The sequence below is a fragment of the Sorangium sp. So ce1014 genome (assembly GCF_051521505.1).
Classification (GTDB): domain Bacteria; phylum Myxococcota_A; class Polyangia; order Polyangiales; family Polyangiaceae; genus Sorangium.
The window spans coordinates 3,012,442-3,031,243 of record NZ_CP150356.1 but is presented as its reverse complement, the minus strand read 5'-3'; the positions used below and the strand labels follow the sequence as shown (position 1 = coordinate 3,031,243).

Sequence of the window (18,802 nt, the reverse complement as noted above, 5' to 3'; positions counted from 1 at the left end):
GCCGGAGCGCCTCGTCGCGGGACCATAGCTCGACGGGCCGGTGCTGCCGTGTCGGCGGCGGCGAGGCGTGCCCCTTGTGGGCGCGCGCTGGCTCCGTCTCTTCGCGGACCGGCGCACGCGCTCGCCCGCGGTCGTCGAGCCCGGCCCACACCTTCATCCGCCGTCCGCGTGCGCGCGCTCTGCAGCGCGACGCCATCGTTGTTTGTCGTCGTGGTTCTCAGGAGGTTTCATGTTCTCTAGGTGGTCGAGTTCGAGCAGTTCTGTGCACTCTCATTCTGGTTCTGCCCCCGCCGGGGCGTGGCGGAGGGCGCGGCGCGCCGCGCTGGTTTCGCTCGCGATGCTGCCGGTCTCCTGCGCGGACATCGCGCCGGGGGACGGCGAGGCGGTTGATCTCGCGGAGGGCGAAGCCGCGTCCACCGCCCAGGCGCTCTCCCTGCCGTTCGCCATCGAGGGGCGAAGGTCGCTCGTCGTCACGAACGCCGACATCCTCAGCGCCTTCACGCTGAAGGACGCGCTCCAGCAGCTCATCGATCAGGCGGGCGTCAGCATGACGCCCCTCCAGCTGTTCCGGCAGCTCATGGACACGAACCGGAAGGCCGCGGACGGGCTCGGCCTCGGCCCGAACTGCGATGACGTGGTGATCCCCGGCTCGGACGGGTCCATCAACGGCTGGCCGATCGACTGCGCCCGCGCCGTGGGCTTCGAGGCCGACAGGGATCCTTTCGCCGACGAGACGGCCGACAACGCGTACGTCGCCACGACCCTGTCAAACCGCTTCGACCTCGCCCCGCCGGACGGCGCCAACTGCGGTGAGTACCGCGTGGTCTTCGCGAGGCGCTCGGGCATGACGCCGGGCGCGTTCCAGCTGCGCAACTTCATCATCTTCGAGGCCCGGCTGCCGAACCCGACGCCGAGCCTCGGCCGGGAAGGGTGCCGCCCGGTCGCCAATTTCTGGTACGGCCTGTCGGATACGACGAAGAGCCTGGCGACCCGGAGGGACGCGCTGCACGACTTCTACTTCGAGGGCCTGCCCGGGTTCGAGCCCGTCATTCACATCGATCACTACGGCCAGAGCGCAGGGCCGTACGGCGGCCAGATCCGGACCAACGAGTTCCTCTTCGCCCCCGAGGTCGTCGGGGATCCGCCCGTGCCCTTCACCACCTGGAACCTGCGGGAGTTCAGGCTCCTGCACGGCGGCTCCGGGAGCAGCGCCACGCTGGTCGTGACCCCGTCCTTCGTGAAGGACACCCCGGCCGCGCCGCTCTTCGATCCCGCCTCGACCGACGCGCGCGCCGTCGCCTTCCGGAGCACGTCGTTCCCCGACCTGGTGGAGCGGCTCGCCGCGGCGGACGACATCAACCGCTTCGCCTTCGAGCCGGGCTACCCGACGACCATGAACGCCGGGGAGAGCCAGATGATCGGCCTGCAGAACAACTACTTCGCGACGTTCGGCAGCGGGCCCTCGGCGCTCAGGACGAGCATCCAGAGCAAGCTCACCGCCATGGGCAGCACGCTCACGCCGGACCAGATCGTCGGGCGCGCGTTCTCGCTCTCGTGCAGCGGGTGCCATGAGCCCATCGGCGACGCCACGGGCTCGCCGACGGTCGATCTCGACCTCGGCACGACGAAGACGCTCGCCAAGACGAGCCCGTTCATCCAGACGACCGAGCAGCTCGAGAGCGACCCCATCGAGGGCGGGCAGCGCTTCATCATCTCGGAGGCCCTCACCGACCTGTTCATCCCGTTCCGGAAGGACGTGATGGCCGACTTCCTCCTCAACAACCCGATCCTCGGGTTCGAGAAGCCGGGCGCGTGGACCTCGACGCAGGCGCAGCTGTCGGTCCACACGGGCCGCGCGGAGGAGGGCATCGCCTCGCTCCAGGTCCAGACCCCGGCCAGCTACAACGAGATCGTCAGCCCGAGCTTCAGCACCGCGGGCCTCACCCCGGTGGGCAACAAGATCACGCTCGACCTCTTCGTGTCCCCCATCCAGCCGGCCCCGGGCTGGGCCGGCAACATCGAGGTGCTGATCTCCATCCCCTCGGCCGGCATCAACAACCAGTGGGCCGGGAACACCTCGCTCAGCCTGGTCACCCCGGGGTCGTTCCAGAGGATCCAGTTCGCCGCGCTTCCGACCGCGACCCTGAACGCGCTGAACGCGGCGCCGAGCGACGTGAAGCTCCAGTTCAACCTCAACGTGACCAGCAACACGGGGCCCTACTACCTGGACAACGTCCGGTTCGAGAACTAGCCGCGAGCGCGCGTTCGTGAGAGCGAGCGCGCGCTCATGAAGAGGGCGCCGGCTCCCCCCCAGCCGGCGTCCTCTTCTCTTTCTTTTGCGCTCCGACATCGGCCCTCCCCACGCGCGCCCGCGCACGGCCACTCTAGGTGCCAGGGAGCACCGCGACCGCGCCCTCCGTTCCCGCGCAGACAGGCTCCCATCCAGGGCGGCAGCGCCGGTCCGCCGAGCTCAATCCGTTTTAACGGACAATTCATCCGTTATAGTAGACAACGACGAGGGGCTTTGTTATGACGCGCCCATGTCAGGCATTGCCATCATCACTGGAAGTGTTTCCGCGCGCTCGAAGACCGCCGCGCTGGCTGCCCGCATCGCGGCGCGGCTCGGGCGCGAGGGGTTTCGCGTCACCCTCCTCCACGTCCGCGACCTCCCCGCCGAGGACCTCCTCTTCGGCCGCGTCGACTCCCCCGCCGTGGCGGACGCGGCGCGGATCGTCGCCGAGGCGGCCGGGGTCGTCATCGCGACACCCATCTACAAGGCCTCGTACACCGGCGTGCTCAAGGCGTTCCTCGACCTCTTGCCGCAGTTCGGGCTCGCGGGGAAGGCCGTGCTGCCGCTCGCGACGGGCGGGACCCTCGCGCACGTGCTCGCCATCGACTACGGGCTCCGCCCGGTCCTCCAGTCGCTCGGCGCGCGGCACGTGCTCGCAGGGCTGTTCCTCCTCGACAAGGCGCTGCGGCTCGGCGAGGACGGGCTGCTCGACATCGACGACGAGCTCGGGAGCAAGCTGGAGGAGATCGTGAGGCCCTTCATCGACAGCGTGCTCCGCGAAGGCCTCGCGCTCCCGGCGCGCGAGGTGGCCGCCTGAGATCCGGCCGGGGAGCAGGGCGGCGCATGCGATCGGCTCAGCTCTGCGACCGCTGGGGGAGGATGTCGTTGGCGATCACCTCGCCGAACGGCCCCGTGAGGTTGGGGCGGACATCGGATCCCTTGCGCTCGATGGAGAGCCGCGGAAAGAGCAGCTCGGCGACGCGATAGGCCTCTTCGAGGTGCGGATACCCCGACAGGATGAACGTGTCGATCCCGAGCGCGGCGTACTCTCGCATGCGGCGCGCGACCGTCTCCGGATCGCCCACGAGCGCCGTGCCGGCGCCGCCGCGCACGAGCCCGACGCCGGCCCAGAGGTTCGGGCTGATCTCGAGCGCCTCGCGCCGCCCGCTGTGCAGCGCCGCCATGCGCCGCTGGCCCTCGGAGTCGAAGCGCGAGAACGCCTGCTGCGCCGCGGCGATGGCGCGGTCGTCGAGGTGCCGGATGAGATCGTTCGCGGCGGCCCACGCCGCCTCGGCGGTCTCGCGGACGATGACGTGCAGGCGGATCCCGAAGCGCACCTCGCGCCCCTCGGCGGCCGCGCGGCGGCGGACGTCCGCGATCTTCTCGGCCACGGCGGCCGGCGGCTCGCCCCAGGTCAGGTAGACGTCGTGGTGGCGCGCTGCCAGGGCGTGCCCCGCGGGCGACGACCCGCCGATGTAGAGCGGCGGGTGCGGCGCCTGGATCGGGGGATAGAGGATCTTCGCCCCCTTGACGCGCAGGTGCTTGCCCTCGAAGTCGACCGTCTCGCCGGCCATGACGCGGCGCCAGATGGTGAGGAACTCGTCGGTCACCGCATAGCGCTCGTCGTGGCCGAGAAAGACGCCATCGCCCTCGGCCTCCGCGGGATCGCCGCCGGTCACCACGTTGAGCAGCAGGCGGCCGCCCGACAGGCGGTCGACCGTGGACGCCATGCGGGCAGCCCACGTGGGAGAGACGATCCCCGGCCGCAGCGCGACAAGGAACCGGAGCCGCTGCGTGAGCGGGATCATCGCCGACGCGATCGCCCAGGCATCCTCGCAGGACCTCCCCGTGGGGAGCAGCACGCCGTGATAGCCGAGGTCGTCGGCGGCCTGCGCGATCTGGCGAAGGTAAGAGAGCGAGACGGGGCGCGCCCCCTCGGCGGTGCCGAGATAGCGGCCATCGCCGTGCGTCGGAAGAAACCAGAAGACGTTCATGAAAACACGGGCTCCTCGCCCGTGGCTCGCCGGGCCGGAGGCCCGCAAGCACGTCTCGCGCCGCAGCCGTGAGCGATGGATCTCCGCGCGATGGCCGGCCGCCGCCTGAAGGCGGCTGCGCGCCTCGGGCCTCTGTCGTTGCTGCTCCAGCAGCACCCCGCACGCAGCGCTTGCTGCTGGAGCAGCAGCGCCGGACAGGCTCCCTCGCTAACCCCGGCGGCCCTCTTCGTCGTCCGGACGGTGGACCATGCAGCCATACATGAACGCCGGATAGTCCGCATCCTCGCCCTGATTGCGCCAGGCGGAGACGGGGGTGATCCCATCGTCCGTCAATCGCCACGGACCGAGGAGCGCGCGGATGGCCTCCGGGGAGCGCATGTGAAACTTGAGCCCTGGAGCCTCGAGCATCTCGACGATCTTCGGGTACTGGAGGCCCATCTCGCTGTCGAAATCGAGCGCCATGGTGCTGCCGGGCGGCGCCCAGTCGTACAGCGACGCGAACGCCGCCTTCAGCTTGTCATCGGAGATGAAGGCGGCGACGCCCACGAAGACGATGCCGAGCCGCCGGATCGGACCGAGCACGCGCTCGACCGACGCCTGATCCAGGGTGGTCAGGTCCGACGCATCGCAGTAGATGTAATCGGCGTTCGGCAGGTCGGCCAGGATCTCCCGCCCCATCGAGATGTTGGTGGGATCCATGTCGGTGTAGAGCACCCGCGCGTCAGGCACGACCTCGTGGACGTTCCCCGAGGTCGGCAGCCCCGCCCCGAAGACGATGAGCTGATCGATCCCCTGCGCGCGGATCGACCTCGTGGCGCGCCCGATGAACCGGCGGAGGACGCGAAACATGCCTCGGAAGTCCCCGTACGCAGCCTCGAACTCCTTCGCCGCGTCGACGTCGACCGGCAAGTAGTGCCTGCCGCCGAGCCAGTAATCGATCATGCGAGCCGAGTTCGCGCCGGCGAGCTGGCTACCGGATGCTGAAGTACTCATCGTCTATCTCCGATCTCACGTCGCGCGCCGGTGAGGTGTCGCGCCGCCCGGGCGCTCGCCCGCCCGGCGCGGCACATCATCGGCGCGCGACCATCATGATCCCATCGTCTCCGATGGATGTCGGCGTCCTCGTGAAACGAGCTCTCAGGTCAGCGGAGAGCCTCATTTTCATGATCTCCGCCGCCGGATGCCGATCGTACCAGAACCGCTGCAGGACCTCCGCCGCCCTCGCTATTCTCTCCTCGAGGTCGGCCTCGTCGCAGCGCAGCTCGACGTTCACCCTCACCATATCCACGTTCTTGAAGCCGTGGCTCCACAGCACATCCGCGGCCGTCGCGAGCAGATGTCCATGGTGCTCTGCCTCGTCGCCCGCCACGGCGCAGCAGTTGCTGTTCAGCAGACCGACCATCTCGTTGTCAGGGGCCCCCTGCACGATCACGATCCTCGATCCAGGATCGCGCTTGTCGCACACCCGGATCATCTCCTGGACGGCCCCCACGACGTCATCGACGTAGTGGAGCACCCACGCCGACACGACGCCGTCAAACGTGTCTTCCTCGAGCGGCAGGCTCTCCGCTCTGCCGTGCAGCACGCGTATCCTGCCGTCCTCCCGCCGCTCCTCGTCCATCGCGGAGACGTTGGCCGCGTCAGGCTCGACGGTGATGCAGCCGCCGAATCGCTCCGCGATGCGCCGCACGACAGCCCCGGTGCCCCCGCCGACGTCCAGGATCCTCCTGCACCCATCGAGCGCATCGAGGATCGGGGGGATGTCGTTCCGGACGAACCGGCTCGACGCGAGGGCCCAGGCCTGATGCGTCAGCCGGTGCGGCCTCCGGCGGCGGGCGGGCATTCGCTCCGGCGCCCCGCAGGGAGAATAACATTTGACGTCAAACCAGGACATGGCCTCTCCTGTCGGCATCAGGACGCGAGCCAGGCGCTCGAATCTCGTGGATGACATGCGCGTGAGGGCCGTCGCTCTCACGGTGCACTATCCGGGACGTATACCCGAGCTGCGCGGCGACCGCGCCCGGGTCGTTCTCTCCTCCGGCCACCTGCGAGAAGGGCATGAGCATGACGGTCTCGGGCGTGATGAAGCCTCTCGCCTGGGTAAGAAACCTCTCAATGATGGGCCGTCCACCGTCGCGCTTCATACCGAAGACGCCTCGCCGGGTCGTGCTCGGGTAAAATGGCTGATTGAACACGATGAGGTCGAACGTCGCGCCAGGCGAGATCGCCGCGAACAGGTCGCTCTCCACAGCGCGAACCCGCAGCGGAGGGTTCCTCGCCGCGTTCTCTGTCGTGCATGCGATCGCGGGTGGATGGTTGTCCACCGCCCAGACCTCCCTGGCTCCGTTCTTGCTCAACACCAGGGCGAGGTACCCCGAGCCACACCCCATGTCGAGCGCGCGACGGGGCGTGTACCGCCGGAGGACGGCCGCGAGCCGGCGCGGCGAGTAGCCGAGATCGGGAGGGAAGACGTCCTCTGCGACGCACAACCGAAGTCCGTCGATCTCGATCCCGTACGGCTGTCGGCGGCGGATCGCGTACAACTCGTCATCGCGCCGAGCATGCTCGCTCAGACCCATTCTTCAACTATAAGTTCGAGCCGCGCCGCAACAAGAGAGAAAGCACGACCGCCTGTCCGCGTCACGAGGAGGACCCTCGGAATCGGCGGCGCGCCCAGGGCGGCGCTCAGGACAGGCGGCGAGTCCTTCTGCTCTGCTCCAGCGCGTAAGCGATCCCGCTTTGCAGGGTCCCCTTCGTCACGATGGCCCCGAAATCGACGTCGAGCGCGACCAGCGTCTGCGCGACGTCGCCGCGAACGCCGGTGATCACCGCCTGCGCCCCGAGCAGCCGGAGGGCGCTCGCCGTGCTGATGAGCGAGGCAGCGACGCTTGTGTCGATCGATTTGACGCCGGTGATGTCGAGGATCACGACCTGCGTGTCGTTCGCGTCGACCCCCTGCAGCGCCGTGTGCAGCACCTGCTCCGCGCGCGCCGCGTCCATCGTCCCGATGAGCGGCATGACCATGATGCGATCGGTGATGGGGATGAGCGGCGTGGACAGCTCGGCCAGCCTGTCATTCTGGACCCGGATGATCTCCTCCTGGAGCGACGCCCGGGTCTGCTCGGAGCGCGCGCGCTCGGCGAGCTCGATCTCCAGCCGCTCGCCGGCCACCCGCAGCTCCTCGGTGCGGTGCTGCAAGTGCGCGTAGAGGAGCGCGTTCTCGACGGCGATGGTCGCCTGCGACAGGAGCAGCCCGAGCAGCTCGATCCGCGCCGCGGTGAACGCATTGCTGATGACGTCGTTCTCCAGGTAAAGAACGCCCGTGAGCCGGCCTCGGTGGACCATCGACATGCAGAGGACCGACCGCGGGCGGCTCGCGACGATGTACGGATCGGCCGCGAAGCGCCCGTCCTCGATCGCGTCGACCAGGATCACCGGCTCTCGGGTCCGGGCGACGTACTGCACGACCGAGGCGGCGATGTCGGCGCTGTCCTCGACGGGCATCGTCATCCCCGTGCGGAGCACGTCGGGATCGACGGTCGCGAGCGCCTCGACCACGAGCCGCTCGCCGCGTTCGAGGACGAGCGCGCCCTTGCGCGCCCCCGCGTTCTCCACGGCGATCCGCATCAGCTGCTCCAGCACGTTGTCGAGCTCGACCTCGCCGGCGATCACCTGCGCCGCGCGGATCATCGCCGTCACGTCGAGCACCCCTTTTCGCGCTGTGTTGGCGCTCGAGGAGCTCGTGCTCGACACCGTGAAGGATACCGTCCCGTCCGCGCGGCGCGAGCCCACCGCGGGCTGGAGGGCGAGCTCTGGATACCTGTCCACGAGGGATTGCGCCTTGGCCGTGGCCCCCCAGCGGACGTACCCGTAGCACGCGCTCGTCAGGTAGAACCGCGCCGTCCTGTCCCTGCCCTTCGCGAGGTGGAACTTCGCGTAAAGCTCGCTCGCGAGCGCCTCGTCCCGGGTGAACCCGCTCTGCTGCGCGGCCTCGATCGCCTCCTCGTAACGCGCCATCGAGGTCAGCTCATCGCCGGAGAGGCGCGAGCGCTCGGCGCCGACAAGGAGGTGCTTGTGCCGGTAGTTCTCCGGGCAGCTCTCGGCCCAGCGCGCGAGCTTCGCGTGATGCTCCTCGAGCATCGCCGCGCTCCGCGCCGGCCCCCCCAGGGCGTCCTCGCCCAGGGCGGTCAGCGTCAGGCAGACGTAGAACGACAGCTCCGCCGTGGAGAAATACCCCATGCTGCTCCCGAGGGTCCGCTCGGCCTCCAGCGCCGCCGAGAGCGCGGCGGCGTGCTCCTCGTCCAGGAACAGGAGCTGCAGCTTGACCACGTGATACCAGCAGGCCGCGAACATGGCGCTCGGCGCGCTGAACGTCGCCACGAGCTCCGCTTCGTTGAAGTCGTCGTCGCTCAGCGCGGCCCTGCCCTCGGTGCGCCCCTCGAGGCAGGCGACCATCTGCCGCGCGATCGTGAGAAAGGTCGTGGACAGCGCGTTCTTTGTCCGCGCCATGAGCCCCAGGAAGCGATCGAGCTCCTTTTTGACCGACGCGAGCTCCTCGCCGAGCCCGAGCCGCGCCATGATGATCGCGTTGCACGTGTAGGAGAGATAGGGGAAGTCCGCGGACACCATCCCTGCCTCGAGCCCGCGCCGGAGGAGCTCGATCGTCTCGCTCAGCGGGGAGAAGAAATGGGCGTAGACGCCGAACGTGAAGTGGATCTTGCAGGCCAGCTCGACGTTGTTGAACCGCCGGTCGAGGGCGAGCCCGAGCCGCCCGAACCGCTGCGCCTCGTCGTACCGATCGCGCAGCACGGCCATGTAGAGGCCGTACAGCACGAAGCCGAACGCCGACACCTCCGAGTGACCGTGCCTGAGCGAGAGGTTGACCTGCTTCGCCGTGACGAGCGCCGCGAGCCTCGCGTCGGTGAGGTAGGCCGGCGAGGAGAGGTTCGTCAGCAGCTCCAGGACGGTCAGCGTCTCCTGGTCCTCGAGCTCCGGCGCGTCGACGAGCTCCTCGATCCGCCGGCTCCCCAGGTGGACGGGCACCTCCGCGAGCTCCGCGTCGAGCGCCGCCTGGTACTGCTCCTCGGAGCGAGGCAGCTCGATCCCGAACAGCGCGAGGCCGGCGCGCCCGACGCTCATGCAGTCCGCGACCTTGAACAGGGTGAGATAGAGGATGATCCGCAGGTTATGGACCTGCGCTCGCTCCAGCGTGGAGCTCGCGCGGGACAGCAGGAGATCGAAGAGCGACTCGGCCCGATCGAAATGACCGCACATGTACTCGCACTCGGCGCATGTCACGCAGAGCGCGAACATCAGGTCGCCGTCGCGCTCCCAGGACGCCTCGCCGAGCAGCGATGTCCCGGCCGCGAGGTAGTCGGCGGCCGCCTGGTGGGCGTTCGCCGCCTTCGCCCGCCTCCCCGCGGCCAGGTTCAGCCTGGCGAGCTCGACGCGCTCGCCCGGCTCGGAGATCAGGTCGGCGGCGAGGTTCACCTGGTTGGCGACGGCGAACAGCGCGTCGTCGCGCGGGCTGCTGCCGGCCCTGGCCAGGAGCAGCCTGCCGATCCGTAGGTGCGCGGCCTTCCGGCGCTCGTCGTCGAGCAGCGAGTACGCGGCCTGCTGGACGCGATCGTGCAAGAACCGGTAGGAGACGTTGAAGCGGGTCGAGGGCTCGTCGTCCGCCGCGTCGCTGCGCGCCGGGCCGTGGACGAAGCGGTACTCGCTGTCCGTGGGATGGATGAGCCCGTCCCGCAGGGCCTCCCAGAGGTCGGCGGCCGTGTCCCCGCGCGATCGATCGCAGAGGACCGAGAGCACCTCCAGCTCGAACTCGTGGCCCACGCACGCCGCGAGCATCAGGGCGCGCTGCGTGTCCGGCGCGAGCTCCTGGAGCTTGCCCGCCATGAGCGCCACCACGTTGTCCGTGATCTTCATCGCCTGGATCGGCGCGAGATCCCATGTCCAGGAACGGGAGCGCGCGTCGAAGCGCAGGAGCTCCTCCTGGCGGAGCGCCCGCAGGAACTGGTTCACGAAGAACGGGTTCCCGCGGGTCTTCTCGAAGACGACCTCCGAGAGCGGCGCCGCCTGCTCCACCGCGCAGTCCAGCGCCTCGGCCACGATCTGCGCGACGGCGGGCCGCTCCAGCGGCTCGATCGCGATCGTGTGGACGGCGACGCGCGCGCTCCGCAGCGCGTCGGCGAGGAGGCGCAGCGGGTGGGCCGCGGCGACCTCGCCCTCCCGGGTCGTGCCGATGACCAGGAGATGCGCGGTGCCCGGCCCGGTCATCAGCGTGTGGATCAGGTTGAGCGAGGCCGCGTCCGCCCACTGGAGGTCCTCGAGCGCGAGCACGACGGGGTGCTCCCGCGTCGCGAAGATGCGGAGGAAGTTCTGGAACACCAGGTTGAACCGGTTCTGGGACTCGGTAGGTCCGAGCTCGGTGACGGCCGGCTGGGGACCGATGACGAGCTCGAGCTCGGGGACGAGATCGATGAGCACCTGGCCGTTCGGGCCGAGCGCCTCGAGCAGCTTCGCCTTCCAGAGATCGAGGGCGTCGGTGCGCTCTGCCAGGAGATTCCGGACGAGGCTCCGGAGCGCGCTCGCCACGGAGGCATACGGGGTGCTGCGGCCGATCTGCGCGAACGCGCCCGCGATGCAGTACGCGCGGCGGTGCGCGAGCGCCTTGTGGACCTCCTGCACCAGGGCGGATTTCCCGACGCCCGCCTCGCCCGAGACCAGGAGGAGCTCGACCGAGCCCCGGCTCGCGCGGTCGAACGCGGCGAGGAGCGTCGCTGCCTGCTCCTCCCGGCCATAGAGCTTCTGGATGATCCGGAGCTCGCCGACGCGGTCAAGGCGCCCGAGCACGAACGGCTGGATCTGACCGGTCGCCTCCAGCTGGCTCAGGCAGTCTTCCAGATCGGCCTTGAGCCCGGCGCCGCTCTGGTAACGCGCCTCGGCGCTCTTGGCCAGGAGCTTCATCACGATATCGGAGACGATCGGGGGGAGCTGCGCGTTGACCTCCGCCGGCGGCACGGGCCTCCTCGCGATATGGTGGTGCACGAGCTCCATCGCGTCGTTCGCCTGGAACGGGAGCGCGCCGGTGAGCATCTCGTACAGGGTGACGCCGAGCGAGTAGAGATCGCTGCGATGATCGACGACGCGGTTCATCCGCCCTGTCTGCTCGGGCGACATGTACGCGAGCGTCCCCTCCAGCGCGTCCGGCGCCAGCGCGACCTGGTTCTCGCGCGACAGCCGCGTGGCGATGCCGAAGTCGATCAGCTTGACCTGCATCGTCTCGGGGTCGACGAGGATGTTGTGCGGCTTGATGTCCTTGTGAATGACATGGCGCTGGTGAACCGAGTCGATGATGTCAGCGACCGACGCCACGATCCGCAGCGCCGGCGCGAGGCTGAGCCGCTGCGACCGGATCATGTCGCTCAGCGACCGCCCGCCGCTGTCCTCCATGATCAGCGCCAGGCCATTCCCGTGCTTCCCCACCTCGATCACCACGGGGATGCCCGGGACACGAAGGTCCCTCATGACCGCGTGCTCGTGCCGGATCTTGGCCAGCTCTCGCGGGTCTGGGTACTCGCTCTTGAGGAGCTTCACGGCGACAGGCAGCTGATCCGCATTCCGGTGGCCTCGATAAAGAACCGACGTGATTCCTTCGTAGATTTTTTCCGTCGCGGTGTAATCCTGAAGAATTAGCATGTAACGAGCCCCTCTGGGCCATCGTACAGCAGCTGAAGGCTTGAGTTCCACCTGCCCTGTTGAACAGCCCCGTGTGAACTACCGACGGAAAGAGATGTGGAGTCGGGGCCGCGTCGCTTCGCGAGCGCCAGGTCGCGTCCGACTGCGACGGTATGGGCCGTCCATTACGAAACCGGCGACGCGCAGGGCGGATCGCCTTAGGATGCGCGCATGTCCAGCAAGCAACCCGAGCTCCCCCCGGCCCCGCTCGAAGCGCGGGCGGGCCGGGCGAGCCGCGCCCTCGACGCGCTCGAGAGGGCGGGCAACAAGCTCCCCGATCCCGCGCTGCTCTTCGTCGTGCTCGCCGCCGCGGTCGTGATCTTGTCCGCGGCGCTCGCGCCGCTCCAGTTCAGCGAGATCGACCCGAGGACGAAGCAGCCGCTCCAGGTCCAGAGCCAGCTCTCGGGCAAGGCCGTCACCGAGTTCCTCGCGAGCATGGTCCCGACCTTCACGGGCTTCCATCCGCTCGGCGTGGTGCTCGTCGCCTTGCTCGGCGTCGGCATCGCCGAGCACTCGGGGTTCATCAACGCCGGTCTGAAGAAGCTCCTCGCGATCACCCCGAGGGTGCTGCTCACGCCGATGGTGATCGTCGTGGCCATCATCAGCCACACGGCGGCCGACGCGGGCTACGTGCTCGTCATCCCGCTCGCCGCGGTCATCTTCCAGGCCGCTGGCCGGCACCCGCTCGCGGGCATCTCCGCGGCGTTCGCGGGCGTCTCTGGGGGCTTCAGCGCCAACTTCATCCCTTCCAGCCTCGACCCGCTGCTGCAGGGCCTGACCCAGGCCGGCGCCGGCATCCTCGATCCGAAGCGCACCGTCAACCCGCTCTGCAACTGGTTCTTCTGCAGCGCCTCCTGCCTGCTGGTCGTCGGGCTCGGCTGGTTCATCACCGACCGTGTGATCGAGCCGCGCCTCGCCCGCACGCCCGTCGACGCCGCGCCGGAGCAGGAGCCGCGCGTGGCGGAGCTCACGCCGCGCGAGGCGCGCGCGCTCTGGGCGGGGCTCGCGGCGATGGCGCTGTGCGTCGCCCTGCTCGTCGCCGCGAGCGCGCCCGCGTCGTCGCCCCTGCGCGCGCCGGGCGGTCAGCTGACGAGCAGCACGGCGCCGCTCATGACCGCGATCGTGCCGCTCATCTTCCTGTTCTTTCTGATCCCCGGGATCGTCTACGGCTACACGGCGGGCACATTCACGAGCCACCGTGACGTGATCGGCGGGATGAGCAAGACGATGGGCACGATGGCCTATTACCTGGTCATGGCCTTCTTCGCCGCGCAGTTCATCTACCTGTTCAACAAGTCGAACCTTGGCGCGCTCCTGGCGCTCAAGGGCGCTGCGACGCTGCAGGCCATGGCGCTCCCGAGCACGGTGACCATCGTGGGCATCATCCTCCTCACCGCGACGGTGAACCTCCTCATCGGCTCCGCGTCGGCGAAATGGGCGCTGCTCGCGCCGATCTTCGTGCCCATGCTCATGTCGCTCGGCATCTCGCCGGAGCTCACCCAGGCGGCCTATCGCGTCGGCGACTCGACAACGAACATCATCACGCCGCTCATGGTGTATTTCCCCCTGGTGGTGGTGTTCTGCCAGAAGTACGTGAAGGGCACCGGGATTGGCACGCTCATGGCGCTGATGCTGCCTTACTCCGTGACGTTCCTCGTCGTGTGGAGCCTGTTCCTCCTCGCCTACTGGCAGCTCGGGCTCCCGCTCGGGCTGGACGCGCCCTACGTCTACCCCTGATCGCCTGCGCTCCCCGCCGCGGAGCCCGGGCTGCGCCGCGCGCTCGCGGAGGAGAGGGAGCGAGCGACGTCCACCCACCTCTGCGCCCTCGGTGCGCCTCGGCCAGGCCGAGATCTCGACGAACGCGCACCAATTGCGTGCCCCGCGCGACCAATGCGCATGCGATGCGGCCTCAGCCGTGAGATCCTCTAGTGTGCTCGCGTATTTACGCGACGGCGCGCGGCGTGCAAGCGCGGACATTGTGTAGGGCTGAACGGCAAAGCGAGGAGGGTGTTTGTATGAGCTCAATGCATCGCGGTGCGGCATCGAACGCTGTCGTGGTGTCCTCGGCACCCCCCATGACCGGCGGCGGCGCGCCAGGCGCTCAGGGCGCAAGGGGGCGAGTGCCCTCGGACAAGGATGCCGAGCCGCCACCCTCCGTCGCGGGGGCGCTGGCCGCCGCGGCGGTGGCCGGGGGCGCTGAGCGCTCCGAGTCCTGGGGTCTCTGCGGCGCACTGCTCGCCATCGCCACAGGCTGGCTCGCCTGGTCTCTACCGTCACCGAGCGCCCGCGACGTGCTGCTCGTCGCCCTCTGCTTGACCCTCGTCACGCTCGAATACCGCCGGGCCGGAGCGCAGTTCCGGAAGGCGATCGTCGCGGCCGCGGGGAGGCGCGGCCTGCCGGCCGGCGAGGCGGCGCGCGAGGCGGCGCGGCTGGACGCGGCCTTCCGCGCGGCCCGCGCCGCGGATCGGGGCGAGACGGTCGCTGACGCAGAGCGCCGCTGATCCGCGTAGACGATGGCCGTCGTTCAGGCCTCGTCGCGACCCCGGCGAGGCGTGGCCTCGTGGGTCGCCGGCGCCGATTGCGGCTGGCGGATACGCCCTCATTCCATGAGATACTCGGGCCGCGATGACACCGGGGGAGCGCTTGGGGGCGCGCTACACGATCGAGCGGCAGGCGGGGAAGGGCGGCCTCGGCACCGTGTATCGCGCGCGCGACGACGCGAGCGGCACGCCCGTGGCCATCAAGGTCCTCAGGGAGCCGACTGACGAGAAGCGCAGCCGGTTCGCCCGCGAGGCGCGCGCGCTGGCCGGCCTGTCGCACCCGTGTATCGTCCAGTACGTCGCCCACGGGACGACGCCGGACGGCGAGCTCTACCTCGCGATGGAGTGGCTCGAGGGGGAAGACCTCGGGGCGCGGCTCTCCCGGGGCCGGATGGAGCCGATCGCCGCGCTCAGGCTCCTCTTGCGGGTGGCCGAGGGGCTCGCGTTCGCGCACGCGCAGGGCGTCGTCCACCGCGACATCAAGCCCCAGAACCTCTTCCTCCCGGGCGGCGAGATCGAGCGGGCGACCCTCGTCGACTTCGGCCTCGCGCGCCTCGAGGACGCGACGTCCTCGCTGACGCGCACCGGCGCGACGGTGGGCACGCCGTCGTTCATGGCGCCCGAGCAGGTGATCGGCGAAGGCGAGGTCGACGCGCGCGCGGACATCTACTCGCTCGGGTGCGTCCTGTTCGCCTGCCTGACCGGCCGGCCGCCCTTCGCCGCGTCGCATCCGCTCGCCCTGCTGGCCCGGGTGGTCTTCGAGGAGGCCCCGCGCCCGAGCGCGCTGGTGCCCGGGCTGCCGCGGGAGCTCGACGCCTTCGTGGCGCGGCTGCTCGCCAAGCGGCCGGAGGAGCGCCCCGCCGCGCGGGCCGTCCTCGACGAGCTGCGCGCGCTCGCCGAGCGCGTCGCCGAGTCGTCCTCGAGCGCGCCCGCGTCGGTCGCCGGCCTGACGCGCCGCGAGCGGCGCCTCGTCAGCGTGATCCTCGCGTCCGACGCGGCCGGCGGCGGCCGGATCCCCGCGCGCGTCGACTCGTGCGAGATCACCGCCTCGCTCAGCGACGCCCCGCTGCTCACCACGCTCTTCGACACGTCGCAGGCGCTCCGGCAGGTCGCCGCCCGGCACGGCGCGCAGCTCGAGCTGCTCCGGGACGGCTCCCTCGCGACCGTCCTCTCCGGCGCGGGCTCGCCGACGGATCTCGCCGTGAACGCCGCGCGCTGCGCCCTCGCCCTCCGCGACCTCCTGCCCCGCGCGCGCGTGGCGCTCACGACCGGCTGGGACGAGCTCGAGAAGACGCAGCCCATGGGGCAGGTCATCGACCGCGCGAGCGCGCTGCTCGCGGCGAGCTCGGCCGATGCGGTCCCCGTCCTCCTCGACCGGATGACCGCGGATCTCCTGGGCGACCGCTTCGAGGTGGCCCCGGACGGCGTGGGGCTCGCGCTCGTCGGCGAGCTCGAGCCCGCCGACGAGGCGCGCAAGCTGCTCGGCAAGCCGACGCGGTGCGTGGGGCGGGAGCGCGAGCTGCTCCTCCTCCAGGCGACCTTCGACGAGTGCGTGGCCGAGTCCGAGGCCCGCGCGGTGCTTGTCACGGCGGAGGCCGGCGTGGGCAAGTCGCGCCTGCGCCACGAGCTCGTGCGGCGCCTCGGCGCGCGCGGCGAGCCCTTCGAGCTCTGGATCGCGCGCGGCGATCCGATGCGGGTGGGCGCGCCGTTCGGCCTGCTCGGCCAGGGGGTCCGCCGCGCCGCGCGGCTGCTCGACGGCGAGCCGCTCGACGCGCGGCGGCAGAAGCTCGCCGCGCGCGTCGCGGTGAACGTCGCCGAGCCGCTGCGGCGGCAGGTCGCCGAGTTCCTGGGCGAGATGGCGGGCACGCCCTTCCCGGCGGACGACAGCGTGCTGCTCCGGGCGGCGCGGCAGGACGCAAAGCTCATGGGCGACCAGATGCAGGCCGCGTGGGTGGAGCTCGCGCGCGCCGAGTCCCGGGCGCGACCGCTGCTGCTCGTGCTGGAGGACCTGCACTGGGGCGACCGGCCCACGGTCGAGTACGTCGACGCGGCGCTCCGGGTCCTCGAGGGCGAGCGGCTGATGGTGCTGGCGCTCGCGCGCCCCGAGGTGCGCGAGGCCTTCCCGGACCTGTGGAGCAAGCGGGCGCTGACGGATCTGCGGCTGACGGCGCTCTCGCGGAGGACGTGCGAGAAGCTCGTCGGCGAGGCGCTCGGGGGGCTCGACGCCGAGGGCGTCGCGCGGATCGTCGACCGCTCGGGGGGCAACGCGTTCTTCCTGGAGGAGCTCGTGCGCGCCGCGGCGGAGGGCCACGGCGGCGGCGTCCCGGAGACGGTGCTCGCGATGATGCAGTCGCGCCTGGAGGGGCTGGCGCCGGACGCGCGGCGGGTGCTGCGCGCGGGCAGCGTGCTCGGGGGCGCGTTCTGGCGCGGCGCGGCGGGCGCGCTGCTCGGGGCCGAGGCGAGCGAGGCGCACCTCGACGCGTGCCTGGCGGAGCTCGCGCGGAGCGAGCTCATCACGCGCGTGCACGAGTCGACGTTCCAGGGCGAGGTGGAGTACGCCTTCCGGCACGCGCTCGTGCGCGACGCGGCCTACGAGATGCTGACCGAGGAGGACCGGCGGCTCGGCCACCGCCTCGCGGGCGCGTGGCTCGCCGAGGCCGGCGAGACCGACGCCATGGTCCTCGCCACGCACTTCGAGCGCGGCGGCGAGCTCGATCGCGCGGTCGGCTGCTACCGCCGGGCGGCCGAGCAGGCGCTCGGCGGCAACGACTACGCGGCGGCGATCGGGCGCGCCGAGCGCGCGATCGCGTGCGGCGCGGCCGGCGAGGCGCTCGGCGAGATCGAGGCCGTCCAGGCGGAGGCGTACCAGTACCGGGGCGAGAGCGCGGCGGCCGAGCTGCACGCGACGAGGGCGATGTCGGCGCTGCCCGAGGGGGGCGCGCCGTGGTGCCGCGCGGCGTGCGTGGCGCTCTGGGCCTCCCACCTGGTGGGGCGCGAGGACGGCGTCGTCGCGCTCGCCAGGGCGCTGTGCGCGCGGTGGTCGGCGGAGGCGACGACCGGGCCCGAGCTCGTCGCCATGGCGCAGGCGGCCATCGTCCTGCTCTACAAGAAGGGCCGGAGCGAGGAGACGGAGGCGCTGTCGTCGCGCATCGACGCGTCCTTCGCGCGCTTCGAGCACGACCCGACCGTGAGCGCGCCGGTCCTGCGGCTGCGCACGCATTGCGCGATCCTGGCCGGGGACGTCGGCACGGCCCGGGAGCTCGGCGAGGAGTCGATCCGCACCTTCGAGGCGGCGGGCGACGTGCGCGGCGCCTGCGGCGCGCGCGGCAACGCCGGCCACTTCTGCAACGAGCTCGGCGCGTACGCCGACGCCGCGCGCCTGCTCCGCGCCGCGATCGCCGACACGGAGCGGCTCGGCCTGCTGTACATGGTGGCGTTCGCGAAGGAGAACCTCGGCCGAACGCTCAGCTACCTCGGCGAGCTCGACGAGGCGCGCGCCCTGCTGGACGACGCGCTCCGGTCGTTCGTGGCCTCGGGCGATCGGCGCATGGAGGGGGGCACGTACGTCTATCTCGCGGACGTGGCTCGCCTCGCGGGGGATCTCGCTCGCGCCGAGGCGGAGGCGCGCCGCGGCTGCGAGCTCCTGGCGGACGTGCCGCCGCTCATCCCCTGCGCTCTGGGCACGCTCGCGGGCGTGCTGCTCGCCGCGGGGCGCGCCGCCGAGGCGCTCGAAGCCGCGAACCGGGCCGCGGACCTCGCCGCCCCGATCCTCGCCTCGCAGGGCCACCTCGAGGAGGGCGAGTCACAGATCTACCTGGTGCGCGCGGAGGCCCTGGAGGCGTGCGGCGCGCACGGGGAGGCGCGCGCCGCGATCGCCACCGCCCGCGGCCGGCTGCTGGAGCGGGCGGCGCGGATCGCGAACCCCGCGTGGCGGGCGCGATTCCTGGAGAACGTGCCCGATCACGCCCGCACGCTCGCGCTCGCCGGCGCGTGGCTGGGCGAGCGCGACAGCTGACCAGGAAGTCACTTTGGCGGAGGGCGCCGGATGGCAGCTTGTCAACTCGCCGGGGGGCGAGTCGTGCCTCCAGCTGACGTCGTCGAGAATCTCGGAATTTAACGCCAAGGCGCAAAGACGCCAAGACGCAAAAAGGCAGAGAGAGAATGACCGAGGAGGGGATTCTCAAGGTCGTCGTCGACCCTGCGATCGAGGCGCATCGTCCCCTTGGAGGCCCGGGGTT

The 18,802-nt window shown here is 70.8% G+C and carries 10 protein-coding genes; 5 read left to right on the top strand and 5 right to left on the bottom strand.

Annotation, left to right across the window (positions count from 1 at the left end; genetic code table 11):
- Window positions 1-337: 337 nt before the first annotated feature.
- Together WME75_RS11740 and ssuE are read left to right on the top strand one after the other, a co-directional pair.
- Complete coding sequence (locus tag WME75_RS11740; RefSeq protein ID WP_437489917.1) at window positions 338-2,251, top strand: hypothetical protein; 1,914 nt, start codon at window positions 338-340, stop codon at window positions 2,249-2,251.
- Between the two features lie 289 nt (window positions 2,252-2,540).
- Complete coding sequence (ssuE, locus tag WME75_RS11735; protein WP_437489916.1) at window positions 2,541-3,107, top strand: NADPH-dependent FMN reductase; 567 nt, start codon at window positions 2,541-2,543, stop codon at window positions 3,105-3,107.
- A 37-nt stretch (window positions 3,108-3,144) separates the two neighbouring features.
- Here ssuE and ssuD read toward each other — a convergent pair whose 3' ends face one another.
- From ssuD to WME75_RS11710, 5 genes are all read right to left on the bottom strand, one after another.
- Complete coding sequence (ssuD, locus tag WME75_RS11730) at window positions 3,145-4,284, bottom strand: FMNH2-dependent alkanesulfonate monooxygenase (protein ID WP_437489915.1); 1,140 nt, start codon at window positions 4,282-4,284, stop codon at window positions 3,145-3,147.
- Window positions 4,285-4,491: 207 nt separating this feature from the next.
- Window positions 4,492-5,277 (bottom strand): SAM-dependent methyltransferase, encoded by a 786-nt coding sequence (locus WME75_RS11725; protein WP_437489914.1) that lies wholly within the window; start codon window positions 5,275-5,277, stop codon window positions 4,492-4,494.
- Window positions 5,278-5,353: 76 nt separating this feature from the next.
- Window positions 5,354-6,178, bottom strand: a complete 825-nt coding sequence (locus tag WME75_RS11720) for a class I SAM-dependent methyltransferase (protein WP_437489913.1) — start codon at window positions 6,176-6,178, stop codon at window positions 5,354-5,356.
- A complete protein-coding gene (locus WME75_RS11715) occupies window positions 6,165-6,863 on the bottom strand; it encodes a methyltransferase (protein ID WP_437489912.1) in 699 nt (232 codons plus the stop codon). Before WME75_RS11715 ends, WME75_RS11720 begins: the two co-directional genes overlap by 14 nt.
- Before the next feature lie 106 nt (window positions 6,864-6,969).
- Window positions 6,970-11,985 (bottom strand): protein kinase domain-containing protein, encoded by a 5,016-nt coding sequence (locus WME75_RS11710; protein ID WP_437489910.1) that lies wholly within the window; start codon window positions 11,983-11,985, stop codon window positions 6,970-6,972.
- A 210-nt stretch (window positions 11,986-12,195) separates the two neighbouring features.
- Here WME75_RS11710 and WME75_RS11705 point away from each other — a divergent pair, with 210 nt between their 5' ends.
- The 3 genes from WME75_RS11705 to WME75_RS11695 all read left to right on the top strand — a co-directional run bounded on the left by WME75_RS11705 (window position 12,196) and on the right by WME75_RS11695 (window position 18,579).
- Window positions 12,196-13,761, top strand: coding sequence for an AbgT family transporter (locus WME75_RS11705; RefSeq protein ID WP_437489908.1), 1,566 nt, complete (start codon window positions 12,196-12,198; stop codon window positions 13,759-13,761).
- 383 nt (window positions 13,762-14,144) lie between these two features.
- The gene (locus tag WME75_RS11700; protein ID WP_437489906.1) at window positions 14,145-14,525 is read left to right on the top strand and encodes a hypothetical protein; all 381 of its coding nucleotides are present in this window, start codon (window positions 14,145-14,147) and stop codon (window positions 14,523-14,525) included.
- A 124-nt stretch (window positions 14,526-14,649) separates the two neighbouring features.
- Window positions 14,650-18,579 (top strand): protein kinase domain-containing protein, encoded by a 3,930-nt coding sequence (locus tag WME75_RS11695; protein ID WP_437489904.1) that lies wholly within the window; start codon window positions 14,650-14,652, stop codon window positions 18,577-18,579.
- The last annotated feature ends 223 nt before the right edge of the window (window positions 18,580-18,802 follow it).